The organism is Pontibacter korlensis (assembly GCF_000973725.1).
In the GTDB taxonomy this organism is placed as follows: Bacteria; Bacteroidota; Bacteroidia; order Cytophagales; family Hymenobacteraceae; genus Pontibacter; species Pontibacter korlensis.
The window spans coordinates 4,460,320-4,482,338 of sequence record NZ_CP009621.1; the positions used below are offsets into that span (position 1 = coordinate 4,460,320).

The 22,019-nt window shown below is 47.3% G+C and carries 13 protein-coding genes; 3 read left to right on the forward strand and 10 right to left on the reverse strand.

Annotation, left to right across the window (positions count from 1 at the left end; translation table 11 throughout):
* Nucleotides 1-80 precede the first annotated feature (80 nt).
* The 5 genes from thrS to PKOR_RS19235 all read right to left on the reverse strand — a co-directional run bounded on the left by thrS (nt 81) and on the right by PKOR_RS19235 (nt 8,736).
* Nucleotides 81-2,018, reverse strand: coding sequence for a threonine--tRNA ligase (gene thrS / locus PKOR_RS19215; RefSeq protein WP_046312831.1), 1,938 nt, complete (start codon nt 2,016-2,018; stop codon nt 81-83).
* A 6-nt stretch (nt 2,019-2,024) separates the two neighbouring features.
* Nucleotides 2,025-3,107, reverse strand: a complete 1,083-nt coding sequence (locus PKOR_RS19220; protein WP_084694849.1) for a tetratricopeptide repeat protein — start codon at nt 3,105-3,107, stop codon at nt 2,025-2,027.
* Nucleotides 3,108-3,275: 168 nt separating this feature from the next.
* Nucleotides 3,276-4,067 carry a tetratricopeptide repeat protein gene (locus PKOR_RS19225; RefSeq protein WP_046312834.1) on the reverse strand — a complete coding sequence of 264 codons (792 nt, stop codon included), beginning with the start codon at nt 4,065-4,067 and terminating at the stop codon, nt 3,276-3,278.
* Nucleotides 4,068-4,130: 63 nt separating this feature from the next.
* A complete protein-coding gene (locus PKOR_RS19230; RefSeq protein ID WP_046312835.1) occupies nt 4,131-6,881 on the reverse strand; it encodes a DNA gyrase/topoisomerase IV subunit A in 2,751 nt (916 codons plus the stop codon).
* Nucleotides 6,874-8,736, reverse strand: coding sequence for a DNA topoisomerase IV subunit B (locus PKOR_RS19235; protein WP_046312837.1), 1,863 nt, complete (start codon nt 8,734-8,736; stop codon nt 6,874-6,876). The genes PKOR_RS19230 and PKOR_RS19235 overlap by 8 nt, the downstream gene beginning before the upstream one ends.
* Before the next feature lie 359 nt (nt 8,737-9,095).
* Between PKOR_RS19235 and PKOR_RS19240 the strand changes: the two genes are divergently transcribed.
* The 3 genes from PKOR_RS19240 to fbaA all read left to right on the forward strand — a co-directional run bounded on the left by PKOR_RS19240 (nt 9,096) and on the right by fbaA (nt 12,978).
* Nucleotides 9,096-10,235, forward strand: coding sequence for an AI-2E family transporter (locus tag PKOR_RS19240; RefSeq protein ID WP_046312839.1), 1,140 nt, complete (start codon nt 9,096-9,098; stop codon nt 10,233-10,235).
* A gap of 42 nt (nt 10,236-10,277) precedes the next feature.
* Nucleotides 10,278-11,783, forward strand: coding sequence for an exonuclease domain-containing protein (locus PKOR_RS19245; RefSeq protein ID WP_235336793.1), 1,506 nt, complete (start codon nt 10,278-10,280; stop codon nt 11,781-11,783).
* Nucleotides 11,784-11,901: 118 nt separating this feature from the next.
* Entirely contained in the window at nt 11,902-12,978 is a 1,077-nt protein-coding gene (gene fbaA, locus PKOR_RS19250) for a class II fructose-bisphosphate aldolase (protein ID WP_046312841.1), read from the forward strand.
* 44 nt (nt 12,979-13,022) lie between these two features.
* On the opposite strand, the gene PKOR_RS19255 is transcribed toward fbaA, so the two are convergent.
* The 5 genes from PKOR_RS19255 to PKOR_RS19275 all read right to left on the reverse strand — a co-directional run bounded on the left by PKOR_RS19255 (nt 13,023) and on the right by PKOR_RS19275 (nt 22,004).
* Nucleotides 13,023-13,973, reverse strand: coding sequence for a 1-phosphofructokinase family hexose kinase (locus PKOR_RS19255; RefSeq protein ID WP_046312842.1), 951 nt, complete (start codon nt 13,971-13,973; stop codon nt 13,023-13,025).
* A 24-nt stretch (nt 13,974-13,997) separates the two neighbouring features.
* Complete coding sequence (locus PKOR_RS25340; RefSeq protein ID WP_046312844.1) at nt 13,998-16,400, reverse strand: glycoside hydrolase family 65 protein; 2,403 nt, start codon at nt 16,398-16,400, stop codon at nt 13,998-14,000.
* 4 nt (nt 16,401-16,404) lie between these two features.
* On the reverse strand, nt 16,405-17,982 hold the full coding sequence (gene otsB, locus PKOR_RS25690; RefSeq protein WP_052738961.1) for a trehalose-phosphatase: 1,578 nt from the start codon (nt 17,980-17,982) through the stop codon (nt 16,405-16,407).
* Nucleotides 17,983-18,177: 195 nt separating this feature from the next.
* On the reverse strand, nt 18,178-18,948 hold the full coding sequence (locus PKOR_RS19270; RefSeq protein WP_046312848.1) for an HAD family hydrolase: 771 nt from the start codon (nt 18,946-18,948) through the stop codon (nt 18,178-18,180).
* Between the two features lie 323 nt (nt 18,949-19,271).
* Complete coding sequence (locus PKOR_RS19275; RefSeq protein ID WP_052738962.1) at nt 19,272-22,004, reverse strand: cation-translocating P-type ATPase; 2,733 nt, start codon at nt 22,002-22,004, stop codon at nt 19,272-19,274.
* Nucleotides 22,005-22,019: the final 15 nt, after the last annotated feature.

Consider the following 22,019-nt stretch of genomic DNA (forward strand, 5'->3'; position numbering starts at 1 on the left):
TATAGTTGTACCTCCTTAATTAAATTCTACAATTAGGTTGCGAATATCGCAATTTATCTATCAAAAAAGAAATCTTTTTCTTAATTGTTCAGCATCTCAGCTATTTTGCCCTGGAAGAATGAGCTAAATTCTTCTATTGACATTGTACCTAAGTCGCCTTCACCGTGCTTTCTAACAGACACCGCTCCGTTCTCCTGCTCCTTCTCTCCTACGATCAGCATGTACGGCACTTTACGCACCTCTGCATCACGAATCTTGCGGCCGATCTTCTCATCACGGTTATCTACGTAACCACGGATATCCTCCTGCTGCAGGCGATCATACACCTGCTGCGCAAAATCATGATACTTCTCTGAGATAGGAAGTATAGCGATTTGCTCTGGGCTCAGCCACAGCGGGAAGTTACCACCGCAGTGCTCAATCAGCACGGCTACGAAGCGCTCAAGTGAACCGAATGGCGCGCGGTGAATCATCACCGGACGATGTTTCTGATTATCAGCACCGATGTATTCCAACTGGAATCTTTCTGGTAAGTTATAATCTACCTGAATAGTTCCCAACTGCCATTTACGGCCAAGGGCGTCCTTCACCATAAAATCGAGCTTCGGTCCGTAGAACGCAGCCTCTCCTAATTCGGTTACAGTACGCAGGCCTTTCTCCTCAGCAGCCTCTATAATAGCACTCTCAGCTTTTTCCCATACATCGTCTGTACCAATGTATTTGGCTTTGTTCTCTGGGTCGCGTAAAGAGATCTGAGCGGTATAATCATCAAAGCCCAGTGCTTTGAAAACATACAGCACAAGGTCAATTACTTTGATAAACTCTTCCTTCACCTGATCAGGACGGCAGAAGATATGGGCATCGTCTTGTGTAAAGCCTCTTACACGAGTTAAACCGTGCAACTCCCCACTTTGCTCGTAACGGTATACCGTACCAAACTCTGCCAAACGCACCGGCAGCTCTTTGTAAGAACGCGGACGTGTCTTATAGATCTCGCAGTGATGCGGACAGTTCATTGGTTTTAGCAAGAACTCCTCATTCTCATTCGGAGTCTTGATCGGCTGAAAAGAGTCTGCGCCATACTTTTCGTAGTGGCCTGAAGTAACATAGAGCTCCTTACTGCCGATGTGTGGCGTTACCACTGGCTGATAACCAGCTTTTATCTGCGCTTTACGCATGAACTGCTCCAGGCGCTCGCGTAGCAAAGTACCCTTTGGCAACCACAATGGAAGCCCCATGCCTACTTTCTCAGAGAAGGCAAACAGCTCCAGCTCCTTACCTAGTTTGCGGTGGTCGCGCTTCTTCGCTTCCTCCAGGCGCTCCAGGTACTCTGTCAGTTCCTTTTGCTTTGGGAAAGTAACACCGTAAATACGAGTTAGCTGCTTATTATTCTCATCGCCGCGCCAGTAGGCACCGGCAATGTTCATGATTTTAGCAGCTTTGATGAAGCCAGTATTCGGGATGTGTGGTCCACGGCACAAGTCTACAAACTTACCTTGCTCATAGAACGTGATAGAGCCATCCTCCAGATCCTTAATCAGGTCCAGCTTATACTCATCACCTTTCTTAGTGAAGTAATCAATGGCATCGGCCTTAGTTACCTCGCTACGAAGGAAAGTATTTTTCTGACGCGCCAGTTCCAGCATTTTCTGCTCCAGCTTCGCGATATCCTCCTGAGAAAGGTGATGCTCTCCCAGGTCTACGTCATAATAGAAGCCGTTTTCTACAGGAGGACCAATGCCAAACTTTACATCTGGATACAGGTCTTCCAATGCCTCGGCTAATAAGTGAGCAGAAGAGTGCCAGAAGATGTTTTTGCCTTCCTCATCGTTCCAGGTGAGTAGCTGCACGGCGGCATCTTCGCTGATTGGGCGCGTAGCATCCCATACAGAGCCATTGACTTTGGCAGCAAGAACGTTACGAGCTAAGCCTTCGCTAATGCTCTGTGCAATCTCAAGGCTGGTTACGCCGCTCTCATACTGGCGCACCGAACCATCTGGCAGTGTGATGTTAATCATAGTTATTTATCTTTCAATCTGTTCCTGAATGCTTACAGCTGCATTCTCAGGCATTGGTTTTGCAATTTTATACTTCAATCTGGCTATAGCGCTATAGGCATACGTCATGTTTGGCTCTATTTCTACTAAACGCTGGTAAGTAGCCAAGGCACGGCTATAGTAACCTGCCCGCTCATACGCACTTGCCAGTTTACCAAGATACTCCGGCTTTCCTTTATAGGCCTCATAAGCTTTTTGCAAATGCTCTAAAGCTGCATCAGGGTCGCCTAAGTTAAGCTGGTGCAGGCCTAGCTTGTAATGAGCTCCAGGCAGCGCATCGTTTATACTTACAGCTTTGGTGAAAGCCTCTATAGCACTGTCTGCTTTCTGTTCTGCCTGATATGCTAGTCCTTGGTTATACCAAAGCTTCGCATCCCTTGGAGCTTTGCGGAGCGCCTGCTGCAAGTATGGCTTGGCTACTTCATGGTTCCCTTTGGAGATATAAATAGCTGCCAACTCTCGTTTAGGCTCTACAAAATCTGCCAATTGCTCTAAGGCATTTTTGTAGTTACGTACTGCATTCAAGGTATCTCCTGTTGCCTCCTGCACCCTACCTTTGTAGTAGAAAGCAAACTCGTCGGCCGGTGACAGCTCCTGAGCTTTCAGGATATACTCCATAGCCTGCTCATACTCTTTACGTTGCAGGTATAACTCCCCTAGCAGCACATACAAAGAGGCACTTTGGTAAGAGTTACGCTCAGCCGTTAGAGCAAGAGGAAGCGCCTCTTCAGACTTTCCCATAGCTCGCAGCACTTGTGCTTTAACAAACAAACTGGCTGGTTCGTTACGAGTAAACTTCACGGCCTCATTTGCATCCTGAAGTGCCTTATCCAGCTCTCCGTTTCGCAGCAGCGCCACAGCACGACGAGCATACAAACTGCCGTCCCGCTTTGAGTTTTCTATGGCGGCATTCAGGTTCTGAAGCTGCGCGGCCGGATCATCTTTTACCTTCTGCAGGTTAACCATTTGCTCATGGTCACCTTCCTCTAATGCACAGGCACCTAAAGATACCGATAACATCAACAGCAACAACCTTGAAATCCGCACCATTACCGGCTTTATTTTTACTTTAAGAAGGCGATTTATACTTACCTGCGCTAAATTAAGATATTTTACCCAAATAGAAACACATACTGCGCAGGAAGCAGGCAGGGCATTTAAAACAAAAAGCCTGCCACCAAATTGGGAACAGGCTTTTTGAGTCTGTACTTCTACAGTTTACATCCTTTGTTGCTCCTGCAACATAATACTGCACCGCCTGCTTAACTCCAGTTCCTCATTCGTCTCAAGCGTAAGCGTCAGAGCCCTTTGCAAGGTACTGATGCAGGCAGCAGCGTTCTTCATCTCTTTGTACACGCAAGCTAAATCGTAGTAATAGCGAATGTTATTTGGCGCATAAGCAACAGCTTTGGCGATAGCCTCGGCTGCTTTCTCGTTTGATGCCTCTCCGCACACCCCTCCGAAGAAAACCTTTGAAGCGGCTTTTTCTGCAAAATTCAGGTTCGCCATTTTAAAGTACCAGCGGCCAAGCACATGCCAGGCCCCGGCGTGCTCGCCGTTGCTCACTAATGCAGCATCTGCAAAAGACTTAACCTGATTTATGCCTTCCAAGCGTTCTCTTGGACCTGCCATCATGGCTTTCATAGCCAAGGCCATGGCCATAGCATAATTCGACTCAGCGTCCCCTGGATTTAACTCATAAGCTCTCATGGCATACTCCTTTGCTTTAGAGAAATGCTCCAGCTTCCGTGTTTCATCAGCGTACCGGTCGCCAATGCGGCTATGCAACACGCTTGCCTTACAAAGCGCCTGTAGGTTATCTGGTGTTTGTGAGATGACCTGCTCAAACAACAGCAAAGCTTCACTGTCCTTATACTTGCTAAGAAGCTGCTCAGCCCGCTGCATCAACTCATTATTACCCGACGTCGCTCCTCCTGCGGCCCAAACAGGCGCAGGAGGAGCTGAGCAGATAATAAAACCCACTAAAAATGCTGTACAGAATCTCTTCATATAAAACTTACTTCTTGTAATCTACCAAGTATGAGCGACTTTAGCAAGACCCCAGGAGGAAAGTTAAAATATATCGAGTTGCTTTTTCTCCTTCAGGGTTTTCTTCGTCTCACTGCTGTCTATGCCCATTTCTACGGTTTCAGCATCCAGAGGTTGAGCGCCACTGGCTCTCGCCGCTTCTTCTGCAAGTTCCTTCAGTTGTGAAGGCAGAGTCACTGGCTCCTTTCTCGATGCTTTCTTCGTTTTTGGCTTGTCCTCATCCGGCTGCTCCACTTCAAGCATTCTTGGTATTTCCACCTCAAATATCTTGAAATAGTTGAGCTTATTGCCCAGCGCTTTCCAACCCTTTACATCTATAAACTCATTCAGCAACAGCTTCTCAGATTCACGTTCACCACGGAGGGACCGCTTGAATTTGATGTTTGCCAACGGCTCAGGATGCGTAGAAACAGCCTCCAGTTTGGAGTTCTTTGTTTCAGGTATGAAGGCGAAACGCTTGCCTATGGTGCTCGTTTCTATTTTGAAACGTTTTACATAGTAGAGTTTATTTTCTCCTTCATAATAAATTGCTGACACAACTAGTTCCGGATCGAACTTCTGCAACACTTTTAGTTTTTCAACTGTGTAGTGGTTTGCCAGGTCAAACGGCGTCTGCTCATAGGTACCGTCGTCGTAAATAGCAAGTATAGTATCGTCAGTATTGAAGGAGCCTAAGTAGCGGCCACGTCCTTCGGTATTCAGACGGCCGATTACCTCATCATAGTATACTTCGCGTCCTCCCAACGTAGACTCACCAAGGCTCTTCTGAACTACTTTCTTGATTGCATACTTTGTAACAATATTACCGTTTGAGCCTTTGCCTTTTATCATCAACTCAGCGAAGTCATAGTCGAACACCTTGTTTCTAGCTGAAGCATTAGGTGTAAGGGTAATAGTTACTACCTCTGATTCGGAATTAGGGTTAGCAGTCAGGTAGTGAACCTTTGAGCCCTTATTTCCCTTGGTCAGGTCGTACTCCTTATCGCGTGTTATAGATTTTACAGAGAAACGCTTGGCATAAGACACGCCGGACTTGCCATCCAGGTAGATCATGTTGTATACCATGTGCTCGTCGTTCTTATTATAAACGCCGGCATAAATGATATCTTTTCCAACAAAGGTCTTCTCTGCCACCTTGGTCACCATAAACTTACCATCCTTACGGAACACGATGATATCGTCCATATCGGAGCAGTCGCACACAAAATCATCTTTGCGCAGGCTGGTACCAATAAAGCCGTCTTTGGCGTTCATATATAGCTTCTGGTTAGCAATAGCCACATTCTGTGCATTGATCACATCAAAGGTCTTCACCTGCGTGCGGCGCTCTTTGCCTTGGCCATACTTCTTCAGCAAGCCCTCGAAGTATGAAATAGAGTAGCGTATTAGGTTTGCCAGGTTATCATCCACCTCTGCCATCTCCTCCTCCAGCTTCTTGATGAGTTCATCAGCTTTGAAGGAGTCAAATTTAGAGATACGTTTGATCTTGATCTCCGTAAGGCGGATTATATCCTCCTCAGTCACCTCGCGGCGCAGCAAAGGCTTGAACGGGTCAAGACCCGTATCAATAGCATTCAGCACCGCCTCCCACGTCTCGCATTCCTCAATGTCGCGGTAAATACGGTTCTCGATAAAGATCTTCTCCAGTGACGAGTAGTGCCACTTGTCCTCCAATTCTCCTTTACGGATTTCCAGCTCACGCTTCAGCAAGTCAACTGTTTTGAAGGTAGAAATGCGCAACAACTCATCCACACCCATAAAATGCGGCTTTTCGTTTATGATCACGCAGGCATTCGGAGAGATAGATACCTCACAATCAGTGAACGCATAAAGAGCATCCATCGTCAGGTCTGGTGAAACACCGGCTGGCAGGTGCACCTGTATCTCCACGTTGGCGGCAGTATTATCTACCACCTTCTTTATCTTGATCTTATTGTTCTCGCTGGCCTTCACAATCGACTCCATCAAACCGGTTGTCGTTACCCCATAAGGCACATCCCGGATGACGAGTAAGGTCTTATCTACCTTCTCGATCGTGGCACGCACACGTATTTTACCGCCGCGCTGGCCACCGTTATAGTTAGTCACGTCAACCTGGCCCCCTGTCAGGAAGTCTGGCAGCAAGGTTGTGCTACGGCCTTTTAGTACGTCAATAGAGCCCTTTATCAGCTCACGGAAGTTATGGGGCATTATCTTCGTAGACAAACCTACGGCAATGCCTTCCACCCCCTGCGCCAGCAACAGCGGGAATTTTACCGGCAAGGTTACCGGCTCATTCTTACGGCCGTCGTAGCTTAGCTGCCACAGCGTTGTTTGCGGGTTAAACACCACATCCAGCGCAAACTTAGACAGTCTTGCTTCAATATAACGAGGCGCTGCCGCGCTGTCGCCCGTACGTGCATCACCCCAGTTACCCTGGGTCTCGATCAGAAGGTCTTTCTGGCCCAGGTTTACCATGGCGTCTCCGATAGAAGCATCACCATGCGGGTGATACTGCATCGTCTGGCCTATAACGTTAGCTACTTTGTTGAAGCGGCCATCATCCATCTCGCGCATGGCGTGCAGGATACGGCGCTGCACCGGCTTAAGACCGTCTTCGATAGCTGGCACCGCACGCTCCAGAATTACATAAGAAGCATAGTCAAGGAACCAGTTTTCATAGAGACCAGAAACAGGTGTTACGTTGTGGATGATCTCCTCCTCCCCGTCCGTAAACGCTACCTCCAGCTCTTCGTTCTCGTTCAATTCTTCCTTGTTCAGCTCGTCGTTATGCATATACTTCTTCAACTATGTCTTTTTCAATCTTCAGGTTATCAATGATGAACTGCTGACGGTCAGGTGTGTTCTTGCCCATGTAGTAGCTCAACATTTTTTGAATAGTGGTATCCTTATGCAGGATAACAGGCTTCAGCTTGATGTTCTCGCCAATAAACTTGCCAAACTCATCCGGAGAAATCTCTCCTAAACCTTTAAAGCGGGTGATCTCCGGCTTTTTGCCAAGCTTGTTGATAGCCTCTTGCTTCTCCGTCTCGTTGTAGCAGTAAATCGTCTCCTTTTTATTGCGCACACGGAACAGCGGCGTCTCCAGGATAAACACGTGTCCGTTTCGTACCAGATCAGGGAAGAACTGCAGGAAGAACGTAAGCAGCAGCAGGCGAATGTGCATACCATCCACGTCGGCATCTGTCGCGATTACCACGCGGTTATAGCGAAGCCCCTCTAGTCCCTCTTCAATGTTCAGGGCGTGCTGTAGCAGGTTCAGCTCTTCGTTTTCGTACACCACCTTCTTCTTCATACCGAAGCAGTTTAGCGGCTTACCACGCAAACTGAAAACCGCCTCAATATCCACGTTCCTGGACTTTGTGATAGATCCACTTGCAGAGTCCCCCTCTGTGATGAACAGTGTCGACAGGAGTGATTTCTCATGTTTGTCTTCGTTAAAATGCAGACGGCAGTCGCGCAGCTTGCGGTTGTGCAGGTTCGCCTTCTTGGCGCGCTGGTTTGCCAGCTTCTTAACGCCCGCCATATCCTTGCGCTCACGCTCACTCTGCTCGATACGCTTGCGCAAAGCCTCAGCCGTTTCCGGGTTCTTGTGCAGGTAGTTGTCCAGGTGCTCCTTCACAAAATCGTTGATGTAGGCACGAACGGCAGGCCCGTCCGGTCCCATCTCAATAGAGCCCAACTTTGTCTTTGTCTGTGACTCAAACACCGGCTCCTGTACACGTATGGAGATAGCACCTATAATAGAGCCACGTACATCCGCAGCATCATAGTCTTTCTTATAGAAATCGCGCACGGTTTTCACCACCGCCTCACGGAAAGCAGCCAGGTGTGTACCACCCATGGTTGTGTACTGGCCGTTCACGAATGAGTAATACTCCTCGCCATAGTCATTGCCGTGTGTAAGCGCCAGTTCAATATCCTCCCCTTTCAGGTGGATGATTGGGTAGCGCATACTCTCCTCATCGGCTTTGTTACGGAGCAGGTCCAGCAAGCCATTTTCAGAGTAAAACTTTTTGCCGTTAAAATTGATAGTAAGGCCGGCATTCAGGTACACGTAGTTCCAGATCTGGTTTTCCAGGTAGTCCGGATTAAACTTGTAGTTCTTAAAGATGGTATCATCCGGCACAAAGGTTGTCAGGGTACCGTTGCGCTGATTGCTCTCCTGTACCTCAAAATCCTCTACCAGCACCCCCTTCTCAAACTCAGCAGCCTTCACTTTGCCATCGCGAACAGATTGAATACGGAAGTGACTAGACAAGGCATTTACCGCCTTAGTACCCACACCATTCAGACCAACAGATTTCTGGAACGCCTTGCTATCGTACTTACCGCCGGTATTAATCTTGCTAACGCAGTCTATTACCTTGCCCAGCGGAATGCCACGACCATAATCGCGCACCTGTACTTTGTGGTCGGAGATCTTCACCTCAATGGTTTTACCGAAGCCCATCACGTGTTCGTCGATAGAGTTGTCGATCACCTCCTTCACCAGAATGTAAATACCGTCATCTGCCGAAGAGCCATCACCCAGTTTACCAATGTACATACCAGGGCGAAGCCTGATGTGCTCGCGTGGTTCAAGGGAGCGGATGCTGTCTTCAGTATAATTATGCTCTAACTCTGCCATTATGTAAGCGTAAGTGTAGTTGATTAGGAATATCGATCCGAAAGATAGGAAAATATAAAAGACAAGAAGCTAGTGATAAGTTCCTACCAAAGGCTAAATTAAGAAAAGTGAATTAAAAATACTAACTGCGTTAGCCAAACTTGCTACTACAGTTGCGTCCTGCTATATCTAAACCAATATTCTAATGGTGAAGTTCAGTAAATAGTGCTTATTTAATGAGAAAATAAAACTAACTTTTTTAGTAAAATTATATATCTATTTTTATATAGAAAGAGCCTTTTCAATTGTTTAAGTTTGAGGTAAAAAAGCGACGCCACCCACTAACCCATTACATTGAAAAGACACGTGCACCCTTATACATGGAAATAAAACTACCCTCATATTTTAAATACACCGTCCTACTACTGGGTCTGGCCCTGCTTATCTATACCCTACAGACGTTTAAGCCGGTACTGATGCCATTAGCTTTTGGGCTTCTTTTTGCCCTGCTGCTGCTGCCCCTCACCCGCGATTTAGAAAAAAAGCTTCGTTTCCCAAGACCATTAGCCATACTCTGCAGCATAACGCTGGTGATAGTTATTTTAGGCATGGTAGCCTGGTTCCTGTCTATGCAACTGGTAAGCCTTACTTCTGAGCTGGATGCTATCGGTAGAAACATTGAGAAGCTGATCACCCGTGGGCAGGATTTTATGTCCACACGTTTCGGGATAGCACCACCCAATAAAAATGAGTTGATCCAGAATGCTATAGGCGGGATTCAGAATCTTACCACCACCTTTGTGGGCAGCACAATCTCTATCACTACTGGCGCTTTAACTATTCTAACGCTGGTGCCGATCTTTGTCTTCTGCCTTTTATACTACCGCGACCACCTCGAGCAGTTCTTGTTTAAGTTTGTTGCCAAAGACCGTCGCAGTGGCGTAATTCAAACCATGACCAACATTCAGCATGTAGTGCAGAGTTACATATCAGGCTTGATGATTGTGATTGTGGTAGTGGCGCTTCTTAACTCTGCAGGTTTACTTCTACTTGGCGTAAAGTATGCTGTTTTCTTTGGTGTTTTTGCCTCTATCCTTACTATTATTCCCTACATAGGCATCTTGATTGGGGCATCCCTGCCAGCTGTTTTTACGCTTGCTACTACCGGCCATTTGATTGATGCCGTGCTGGTAGTATTGGTGTTTATGTTTGTGCAGTTTCTGGAGGGTAACTTTATCACTCCGTTTGTAGTGGGCTCCAAGGTTAGTATAAATCCTTTTGCTGCCATTGTTGCTTTACTTATTGGCGGCGAAGTATGGGGAGCTGCTGGCATGGTACTTTCTATCCCGATCATAGCCATCATGAAAGTTATTTTTGATGTGTATGAGCCGCTGCAGCCTTTCGGCTTTCTGCTGGCGGATCTTGATGAAACGAAGCCCAAAAAGAAAGGAAAAGTACGGAGTTGGCTGGCGGAGCTTGTGAACGGCATTGGCCGCGGCAAAAGAAACCCAAACGAATGATAATGCTAATTATATTTGCAGCTTAAAAGCAAGCAAAGCCATTTGAAACGGAATACTAATAATTTTGGTTTAGATAAGGAGCCTGTAGCACATGATTTGGGCTCGGAAGAACACGATCTAAACCAGAGCAACTTGTACGCGATAATAGACATTGAGACAACCGGAGGTCAGCCACACCAGGACAAGATCACCGAGATTGCCATTTTTATACACGACGGGGAGAAAATAGTAGACAAGTACCACACGCTCATCAATCCAGAGCGACCTATCCCCTTCTTTATCACGCAACTTACCGGCATTAAAGATGACATGGTGCAGGATGCACCAAAATTCTACGAGGTTGCTAAGGACATTGTAAAGTTTACAGAAGGAAAGGTATTCGTAGCGCATAATGTTCGCTTCGACTATTCTTTCATGAAGAAGGAGTTTGCCGACCTTGGCTTTACTTTTCAACGCAAGACACTTTGCACCGTTCGCCTCAGCAGGTCTTTGATGCCTGGTTTACCTTCTTATAGCCTGGGCAAGCTCTGCCAAAGTATAGACATCCCGCTTAGCCAGCGCCACCGCGCCATTGGCGATGCTGAGGCAACAGCTATACTTTTCGACAGGCTCATTAAGATAAACCGCCCGGTTGTAGACGATAATATGAATATGGCTGCCGAGCATACGACGCAGGTACTAAAGCAGGAAATAAAAACTTCACTGCTGCCACCTGCTATAAGCAAGGAGCAGGTAGATGCGCTGCCTATGATGCCTGGTGTGTACTACTTTTACAATGAGCAGGGCGAGGTAATCTATGTCGGCAAAAGCATCAACATCAAGAAGCGCATTATCCAGCACTTCAACATAGACTACAAAAGCCGTAAATCGCTAGATTTTAAGAACAGTATAGCAGACATCACCTATGAGCTGATGGGCAATGAGCTGGTATCGCTCTTATTTGAGTCGGCAGAGATAAAGCGCCTAAAGCCACACTATAACAGGCAGCAGCGCCGCAGCGTGTTTAATACCGGCATTTTCGCGTACGAAGATAGTAACGGCTATAAGCGCTTAACGTACGGAACCATAAACAAGGCAGATAATGTGAGCATGACGCCTATCATTGCTTTGTCAAACCACTTTAAGGCGAAAGGTTTCCTGTTCCATAAAGTGGGCAAGTATAACCTGTGCCAAAAGCTGTGCGACCTTTACAAAACCAATGGTGCTTGTTTCGACTACCAGGTACACCAATGTAATGGTGCCTGTATCGGAAAAGAAAGTCCGGAAGAGTATAACCAGCGTGTAGATCAAGCCATTGACTCTTTCACCTTTGAACATAACAGCTTTGTGATCATAGGCAAAGGGCGTGAGCCAGGAGAACGTTCTGTGGTGGTGGTAGAGCACGGCACCTATCTCGGCTTTGGATTTGTTGACGACACTTTTTCTGCAAATACGTTAGAAGACTTCAAAGGAGCCATTAAAAGGTATAACGACAACAAAGATGTGCAGCAGATAATACGCAACCATATGCGCAGCAAGCACAAGGATAAGGTGCTGGTATTTGATTAAGTAAACAGCCCGTTTAAACTGTGTTTGCTTTTGCAGCAAAAGGCAATTAAATTCAAGTCGAAAATTGAGGTGGCAATCGGCTACTAAAATAAACTATCCATTAATTAAAGATAATTCTGTGAGCGAAACAAAAACAAGATTCAGACCGGGTGTACTTTTCGGCGATGAGGTAACAGAGCTGTTCAAGTATGCAAACGAAAATAACTTTGCGCTACCAGCCGTAAACGTAATTGGCACTAACTCAATAAACGCAGTGCTGGAAACTGCAAAAGCAGTTAACTCACCGGTAATCATTCAGTTCTCACACGGCGGAGCTCAGTTCTTTGCTGGCAAAGGACTGTCTAACGATAATCAGAAAGCTGCCATAGCTGGAGCTATTTCAGGAGCGCAGCACGTGCACCTGATGGCAGAGGCCTACGGTGTGCCAGTAGTGCTGCACACTGACCACGCAGCCAAAAAATTACTTCCTTGGATTGACGGTCTGTTGGATGCAGGTGAGAAATACTATGAGCAGCATGGTAAGCCGCTTTTCAGCTCTCACATGCTGGACCTTTCTGAAGAAGAGATCAAGGAAAACATTGAGACCTGCGCCAGCTACCTGAAGCGTATGGACAAGATGGGCATGACCGTTGAGATTGAGCTTGGTGTTACTGGTGGAGAAGAAGACGGTGTAGATAATACCGGAGTTGATAGCTCTCGCCTGTACACGCAGCCAGACGAAGTAGCTTATGCCTACGAGGAGCTGAACAAAGTGAGCCACAGATTTACAATTGCGGCCGCTTTTGGTAACGTACACGGTGTATACAAGCCAGGTAACGTGGAGCTTCGCCCAGACATCCTGAAGAACTCGCAGGACTACATTCAAGAGAAATTTGGTACAGGTCCTAACCCAGTCCACTTCGTATTCCACGGTGGTTCAGGCTCTGAGAAGCAGCAGATCACTGAGGCAATCGAGTATGGCGCTATCAAGATGAACATTGACACTGATATGCAGTGGGCGTTCTGGGATGGCATTCGTAATTACTACGAGGGCAAAAAAGGCTATCTGCAAAGCCAGATCGGTAACCCAGATGGCGATGATTCTCCTAATAAGAAATATTACGACCCACGCGTGTGGTTGCGTGAAGGCGAAAAGAGCTTTATCACCCGTTTGAAAGAGGCCTTTACTGACCTGAACGCGAACGATCGCAACTAGTAAGAATAGCTATAAAAAAAGGCGAGGGTTTGTCCTCGCCTTTTTTATACTTTCTCCTTTTGCTCCTGCAGCCATTGGTATATTTTATCCGTGTCTTCCTTACGACATAGCTCTGAACCAGGCGTCATGGTAGCTGCTGTACCGGCGGCAACACCATAGCGCACCATATCATCCAGGCTTCCGCCTTGCAGTAAGCATAGTACCATACCAGCCACCATACTATCACCAGCACCTACAGCGCTACGCTGCGGCATAGTAGGCGGCACCACATAACTTATACCTTCTTTTGAAGCAAGCATGGCTCCACGTGGCCCCAAAGACACGACTAATACTTTACACTTTCCTTCATCCAGCACCTGCATGGCTATCTCTTCCTGCTCCATGGCAGAAATCTTCTCCTTGCCTACCAAGGCTGCCAACTCACCCAGGTTTGGCTTGAGCAGGTAAACACCTTCCCCTGCAGCTTTAGTAAGTGCGGCTCCAGAAGTATCAACAATCAACCTGCCCCCCTTGCGGTGTGCCACCGCTGCCAGCTGTGCATAAAAGTCGTCTGGCACGCCTGGCGGGAGGCTACCGCTAGCAACAACGTACTTGGGTACTTTCGCGTCCTCCAGGTTTTCTAGATCATCAAGGCACTGCTTCCATTCCCACTCATATACCTCTGAACCAGGCATGCCAAAGCGAAACTGATTGCTTGAATTGTCCTCCATCACCATCAGGTTCTCACGCGTCCAGTTTTTTGTTTTGATGGCTCTGAAGTCTACCCCTTCCTCTTCTAACAGAGAGCATATTCTGTCGCCAGAGGGACCACCCACTAGCATCCAAGCACAGGAGTCACTGCCTAGCTTTTTAAGCGCCCGCGATACGTTTATGCCGCCTCCTCCTGGCTCGAAAGTTGGTGTCTCGCATCGTAGCTTTTTTTCGGGTAGCACTTGGGCTACATGCGTGCTCTTGTCAAGAGCCGGGTTTAAGGTTATTGTAATGATATCACTCATAGAATATTGGTGCTAAGTTTAAGTTTATCGGCCGATGTTAAACTCACGCCTGTCGCCGGTTTTGAAGGTATAGACTTCGCCGAGCACACCTATCTGCACCTCTTTAGACCAGCCTTTATCGAAAGATATCAGCATAGTTTCCTGCGTAAGCTGTATAGAAATCCAGTGATTGCGGTATCGAATCTGAAATTTAAGGCTGCCCAGCTCTTCCGGCAGCACCGGATTTAGCCACAGTACATTTTCTCTTATTTCTAAGCCTGTAAAACCACGCTGCACCAGGTCAACTGTGCCTGCCATAGCTCCTAAGTGTATTCCCTCGGCTGTGGTACCACCTTGTATATCCTCCACGTCGCTCACCAGGGCCATCTCAAAGTTTCGCCAGGCGCGCTTACGGTCAGACCGGGACAGCACCCAAGAGTGTACGATTTTACTGAGTGTTGAGCCATGTGAGGTACGTTGCTCATAGTAGTTGATGTTGTCCTGTATGTCTTCCGCCCTAAATTCATACTGTAACTGCTGCATTATACCCACCAATTCCCCTGAAGAAAACAGGTAAAAGAGCATCAGCACATCTGCCTGTTTACTGGCTTTATACTTGTTCACGTTATCTCCCTCACTCTCCAGAATTCGGTCCAGACGCATCGCCTCTCCATACTTTGTCTTATACTCTGGCCATGGAAACTCCTCCAACTGCTCGTACCCCTCAAACTGAGAGATGATATGGCTATCCTGTATGAACGGTACATGCATTTTGCCAGCTATATCCATCCACCGCTGCACATCTTGCTCACTGATGCTTAATTTCTGACACAACTCTTCTATCCGGGAGTCATCCAGAATATCGAATAATTTAAGCGCGACCTGAATCACCCATACAGCCATTACATTAGTATAGGCATTGTTGTTTAGGCCTGTGTTCTCTTTGCCTGGGTATTCGGTATGGTATTCATCAGGCCCTACCACATTCCGTATTTCGTAGCGCTCAAGCTCAGAGTTATAGGTCGCAATAGAAGACCAGAACTGAGCTATATCAAAGATCATCTCACCGCCCATGTAGGTCATAAAACCCATGTCCTCGGTAGCCTGAAAATATTGCCACACATTATAAGCAATGGCAGCGTTGATGTGGCGCTGCAGAAAAGTATTATCAGGGAGCCAGCGCCCAGATTCCGGGTTAAGGTGAATTACCTGGCTTTCTTCCCGACCATTGCTCCCACTTTGCCAGGGAAACATAGCACCACGGTAACCCGCCTGTGTGGCAGCATAGCGCGCCTCGCGCAAACGGCGATACCGGTAAAGCAACAGTTCTCTTGTTAGTTCAGGTAGACGCAGGTTAAGGAAAGGAAATATAAAAAGCTCGTCCCAAAAGATATGCCCACGGTAGGCCTCCCCATGCAGGCCCCGGGCCGGCACCCCCACATCCAGGCCAACAGTATGAGCCGAAACCGTCTGCAGTAAGTGGAAAATGTGCAGCCGGAGTATGGACTGGGTTTTTACATCGTTAGTGATGGTTAAGTCACAGCGCCGCCAGATTCGGTGCCAGGCCTGGCTATGCTGCAGCAACAAATGCTCAAAGTTACCTTGCCGCTTAATGTTCTTGCAGGCTTCGTGAAGTGGCTCAGATATAGCTTGATCGCGGGAAGTATAAACCTGCACGATCTTTTCAATTCGAATAGGCTGATTTTGTTGGCATAATACTTTGAGGTGCTGCGCTACCAAGCCTTCCTCTAACTCAACATCACGCTCCACAGCAAGTAGTGTTTCTTCTTGGTAGATGTTGATACGGGCCGCCTGTGCCATTCTGAGCTTAGACTGTACCGTCTGTACCTCCAGGAAAAACGTGTCTTCGGTGTCCCTTCCCTGCCCTACAGCCTGCAGGTGTCTGTTCTTCAGAGCACTGTATCGCTCCACGCCACTGTTCGTAACCCTTCCGTCCAGTGCCGCTACAAGCTCTATCTCACCTGACCAGTTTAAGGGGGTTAACTCCCACTCCAGCGCCGCCACATTTTTGTTAGCCATACTTACCAAGCGACGGCTCCTTAGCGAAGTTTCTCTGCCTTGCCTATCGCGAAAGTGGACGCGGCGGAACAGCAACCCTTGATGCATATCCAGTTCCTGTTGGAATTCCAGCACCTCTACCTTCCGAAGGTCGAACCATTCTCCATCTGCACAGCGGAAAGTTAGAGGTAACCAGTTCGGCCAGTTTACCAGATCTTCATTTTCGATTTTTTCCCCTGTTATTTCGGAGGTAAGGCGGTTGTAGCCACCGGCCAAATAGGTGCCGGGGTAATGCGCTCCGGGCTCTGCAGAATTTTCTTCAAACGCACCTCTGGCGGCCAAATAGCCATTCCCAAGTGTGCAAAGCGCCTCTCTAAGTTGCTGATACTCGGGCTGCCATTTGTCGTAAGCTATCTTCCATTCCTGCATTATATTATTTTAGCTCTTGAATAAGTGCTTCTAAAAATACCTGCACCTCATCCACGCTTTCCAGCCTATATGTAGCGGCTGTCTCCTCATCGTGCTCCCCCACCAGGATACCGATACCCTGACCTTGCAATGCCGCGAAAGCATCTTCATCTGTAAGGTCGTCGCCAATGTACAGCGGAATTATATCAGGTTTATTCAGATCCAGTTCCTCCATCAACCAATGCACTGCTTTTCCTTTGTGCCAATCCAGGTTCGGCTTAAGCTCCATGATCTTTTTGCCAGGTCCAGGCTTAAGTTCATCATGTTTAGCTATTACATCCTGTGCTACCTCAATAACCTGATTAACCTGCTCCTCTGGCACGTTTCTGTAATGCACGGCAATAGCGTAACGCTTGCGCTCTACCAGCGCTCCTTCAATACCGCGAAGACGCTCATTGAGCTCTACCTGTGCTTTATCCAGCGCAGGTATGGCAGCTGCAGCTCCCCCTGGTTCTGTATGCATGTTATTAGGACCAGAGATATCAAAACCGTGAGAGCCGGCATAGTATAGATTATCCAGCTTAACCAATTGCTCCACATTAGCTCTGTCGCGCCCGCTTACTACTGCTACAGGGCAGAGTTCTGCCACGCGCTGCAATGTAGTGCGCATTTGATCTGACAGAACAGCTTTATCCGGATCTTTCACAATAGGACTCAAACAGCCGTCGTAATCCAGGAAAACAGCAGGCTTTTTACCCTGCAGTAGTTCCTGCACTTTATTTAGAGCTGAGGGAAGGGTGTTGCCGTCATGCTTCTGAACAGTGTTTGCAGCTATGTTTTTCATTGTAGTGTTTAAAGTTGGAAATTTTTGCAGCACCATATCGGCGCCATGTCTTTGTAATTCTGTTGCTTGGTTTGTACGGTCGATGCCCACAACCAAGCCCAAGCCTCCTGCCTTGCCTGCCTCTACTCCTGCCAATGCATCTTCAAAAATGGCTGTCTCCTGAGGAGAAACTTGCAGCCTTTTAGCAGCCTCCAAAAAAATGTCTGGTGATGGCTTTCCCTTGATGCCCAACTCTGCCGCTACAACACCATCAACCCGTACTTCAAACAGTTCCTCCAGCCCAGCAGCAGCAAGTATAGCCTTGCAGTTCTTGCTTGCCGAAATTACAGCCGTTCGCATCCCCTCTGCGCGCATTTCTCTGATAAATGCTACCGTATCAAAATATACCTCTACCCCATCCTGCTGAAGCAACTCCTGAAAATAAACATTTTTTAGGTTTCCTAAGCCTGCAACTGTTTCGATTCCTGGCTCATCTGCAGGTGCTCCCTCTGGCAGCGTGATTTCTCTGGATGCAAGAAAATTTCGTACGCCATCATAGCGAGGCATGCCATCAATATACTGTCTGTAGTCAGTTGAGATATTAAGTGGTGCATGAGGTTTACCATCTCGTCGCGCTCGCTCCTCTAAATAGGCGTCGAACATAGTTTTCCAGGCTTTGGCATGCACCCGAGCCGTCTGTGTAATCACACCATCCAAATCAAATATAAGCGCTCTTAGTCGCTTCGTTTTGATCAAATCGAATAGGTGGTTCTGAGGCATAGTGTGCTGCATAAGCCAGTATGACGTGTTGGAGGCACTCAGGAAAACATACTCCTCAAAACTGCATTAGGTTTTTACTTTATGCTTTAAGGAGCTGTTGCAGGACGCAGATTAAGATAAGCAGAATGGCTATAAAACAGAGAGCCTCTTTTGCAAAAGAGGCTCTCTGTTTTAAGTCGTATAAAATATTAGCACTTATAAGGATGCAGCCTTGGCTTTGAGCTCAGAGCTAAACCCATTTATTACTACATCAACATCCTCTGCATTGAGTTTCTCCTTAGAGATGCTTCGGTCTACACCTACAATCAGTCCAAAACCACCAGCTTTAGCACCTTCTATGCCGGCAGCAGTATCTTCAAAAACAGCAGTTTCCTGTGGTTCTACGCCAAGTCTACGGGCAGCCTCCAGGTAAATATCTGGAGCCGGCTTGCTCTTCAGCTTTAGCTCATTTGCTACTACTTTGTCTACTCGTACTTCAAAAAGCTTATCTAAACCTGCACGGCGAAGTATGGTCAGACAGTTTCTGCTGGCAGAGACGATGGCTGTTTTCATACCTGCTTCCTGCTGCTCTTTTATCCAGTCAATGGCATCATCAAACACAACCACACCATTCTGCTTTAACAGCTCATGGAAGTATAAGTCTTTGCGCTCCCCTAAGCCTACAAGAGTATTGCTACCTGCATCTTCAGTTGCAGTACCTTCTGGCAGTGTAATCCCGCGCGACTCCATAAAATTACGCATGGCATCTAAGCGAGGCACATCGTGCACGTACTTCTGGTAATCCTCTTTCAGGTGAAAAGGCTTATAGCTTTTCCCGTCCTGTTCTCCACGCTGTTTCAGGAAAGAATCACACAGTTTTTTCCATGCTTCGGCATGCAACCCTGCAGTGTTTGTAATCACACCATCCATATCCAGGATAAGGGCTTTTATTTTTTTCTCTTGTATTAGATTACTCAGATTACTCATAAAGTATAAGCTTTTCTTGATAGGTTTCTTACAATAATCTACAGCCAGGCTCCATCCTACAATCAGCGACTCAGGCAGTTTTCAAAGGCAGCTTTAACGATAGGCCCGCTTTTTTATACTGCATGGGAGCTGCAGCCCTGCATCCGGCTCATCAAATATAGGTACATGCCCTCATAGTTTCAGCATCTACGGGCATTAAATTACAGATGTTTGGCACCCACAAATCTGTGTGTAAACTCAAACATGTTTCTAAATAAACGGTGGCCGGACCTTATCTGATGTGCTTCTGAATGTTATACAAAATGTACTTGCTCTTCTTAAAGCTATACGTTGTCCAGCTTTTTCCTGCTAACCCATTTATAAATCTCTGCAACCCAAATCACCAAGGTAGACAGGACAAAAATGATTAGCAGGTCTACGATAGGCAGCTTTTCGAAGCGAAAAACGCCACTCAGGAAAGGCGTATAGACAACAATCAACTGCAACAGAACAGAAGCAATAAAGGCCATATTAACATATTTGTTACTGAAAATGCCTATCCCGAATACAGAGTACTCCAGCGAACGCATGTTAAATGTGTTGAAAACCTGGGTCATGGAGATAACAATGAAAACAGCGGTTCGGGCCGTTTCTTCGCCTTGTGGCAAATAGTAGGCGAAAGAGGCTAGTGCCAATCCTAACATTACCACGCTCATCAACAGAATGTAAGGCACCACACTCCTATCCAGGATATTAACATCGCGGGGAATAGGCTTGTGCTTCATTATATCACCGTGGCCACGTTCTGTTGCCAGCCCAAGCTCCATCACACCATCAGTTACTAAGTTTACCCAAAGTATCTGCGTAGCTGTAAGCGGGAAAGGCCAGCCTAGTATAATGGTGATGATAAAAACAGAGACAAAAGCAAAGTTTGTAGTAAGCAGGAAAAAACTGGTTTGGCGCACGTTCTGAAACACAATGCGCCCCTCCCTTACTGCTCGTACTATGGTAGCAAAGTTATCATCAGACAGCACGATTTGGGAGGCATCTTTGGCAACATCAGTGCCTCTGATTCCCATAGCTATGCCTACGTCGGCACGTTTAAGAGCAGGCGCATCGTTCACACCATCACCTGTCATGGCAATCAGGTGGCCTTTGCTTTGCAGATGCTCTGCTATGCGCAGCTTTGTATTGGGGCTTACGCGCGTGAACACCGACACATGGTCTACCAGCTCCTCAAACTGCCTATCATCTACCTCCAGCTCATCTTCCTGAAGCGCCAACGGATACTTACCCTCACCTGCGTCAGCATCTAAAATACCCACTTCGCGTGCAATTGCTGCCCCCGTTTTCTTATGGTCGCCGGTAACCATTATCACCCGTATCCCAGCTGATTTACAGTCACTCACAGCTTCCTGAACGCCTGTTCGTGGGGGGTCCACAATGCCTGTGATGCCTACCCAGACTAAGTTCTTCACCTCATCTGCTTTTGCAACACTATTTGAGGCATCAGCCTCAACGTAAGCTAAACCAAGCACACGCATGGCCTTATCGGCCCATTCATCGTTTTTGTTCTGTATGCGTAGCCGCAGCTCCTCGGTTAGCTCCTGCAGTCCCTGTTTTGTAAGTATGCGGTTGCTGAGCTTCAGTATCTTTTCTGGTGCGCCTACCACTAACAGCTCCCGCTGCCCCTCTACCTCTACCAATGTTGCTCTAAACTTCTGCTCTGAGCTAAAAGGCAGGTCATCTATTTGCTTTACCTCCGGCAGTAAACCCTTCTCTTTTGCTAGTGCTTTTTTTGCCAGCACTAGCAGTGCGACCTCTGTAGGGTCACCGGTGACTTCTGGCTCTGCCGATTTGCCACCTTCACCAGCCTTAGGCTTCCCTAAGTGGGCATTATTGCACTCTTTAGAGATGAGCAGAAGCTTTTGAAGCACCGGGTTATCGGCGGCGGTTATACTTTGCCCCTCATGCCTTAGCTCCCCATCCACGGCATAACCTGTACCTGAAACTTCTACTTCAGAGCCGTCTCCCAGATAAACGGAGCCTACAGTAAGTACACTTTTGGTAAGTGTCCCGGTTTTATCAGTAAGTATAACCGATACCGAACCGAGCATTTCTGTAGAGGTAAACTCACGGGTAATCGCGTTTTGCTTAGCCATCCGGTTAGCTCCTATTGCCAACACTATAGTGATCACAGCAGGAAGCCCTTCCGGGATAGAAGAAACCAGCGTAGCTACTGTCACCAGCAGCACCTCCTCAAAAGCATAGTCGCGGTAGAAATAGCCAAGAAGGAAAACGAGTGTTGATGTACCTATGGCAATAAAAGCCATTTGCTTGGCCAGCCTTTCGGTTTTCTTTCTGAAGTTAGTAGTGGTAGCTTTTATCGATCCCAGGGATTGTGAAATCTTACCGAGCTCTGTAGCACCGCCTATAGCTGCCACTACGGCAGTGGCTGAACCCCTGGCTACGTGGGTACCCTTCCAGAGCATATTGGTTTTATCGCCAAGGTTGGTTTTTTCATCCAGCGGCTCCGTGTGCTTCTCAATCGGGAGCGATTCTCCTGTTAATGAAGCCTCTATGGTCTGCAGGTTTTTTCCACGTATCAGGCGTGCATCAGCAGGTATACTATCACCCTCTTCCAGTTGAATGATATCACCTGGTACCAACTCCCGCGCCTCTAAGGTTCTCAGTTGCCCGTTCCGCAGTACTTTCGCCTCCTGCTTCAGCATGCTCTTGAGCGCCTGTATAGCTTTTTCGGCACGGTACTCCTGAAAGAAGCCCAACACGGCATTAAACATAATGACCCCCAAAATTACATATACGTCCACCATATGGCCTGCATACCAAGCCACACCGGCTGCTATTACCAGCACCAGTATCAGAAAATCCTTAAACTGGTTTAGAAAGAGAAGTATCGGGTTGATTCCCTCTTTCCCGGTAAGTTCGTTGGGGCCATACTCCTGCTGCCTTCGCTTGGCCTCTTCGTCTGTTAAACCGTCCGGCTGACTTTGTAATTTCTCCAGTGCTTCCTCAACTGTAACACTGTGATAGGGGAATTTCTGTTCTATTGCCATGTGCTTCTGCAGCGT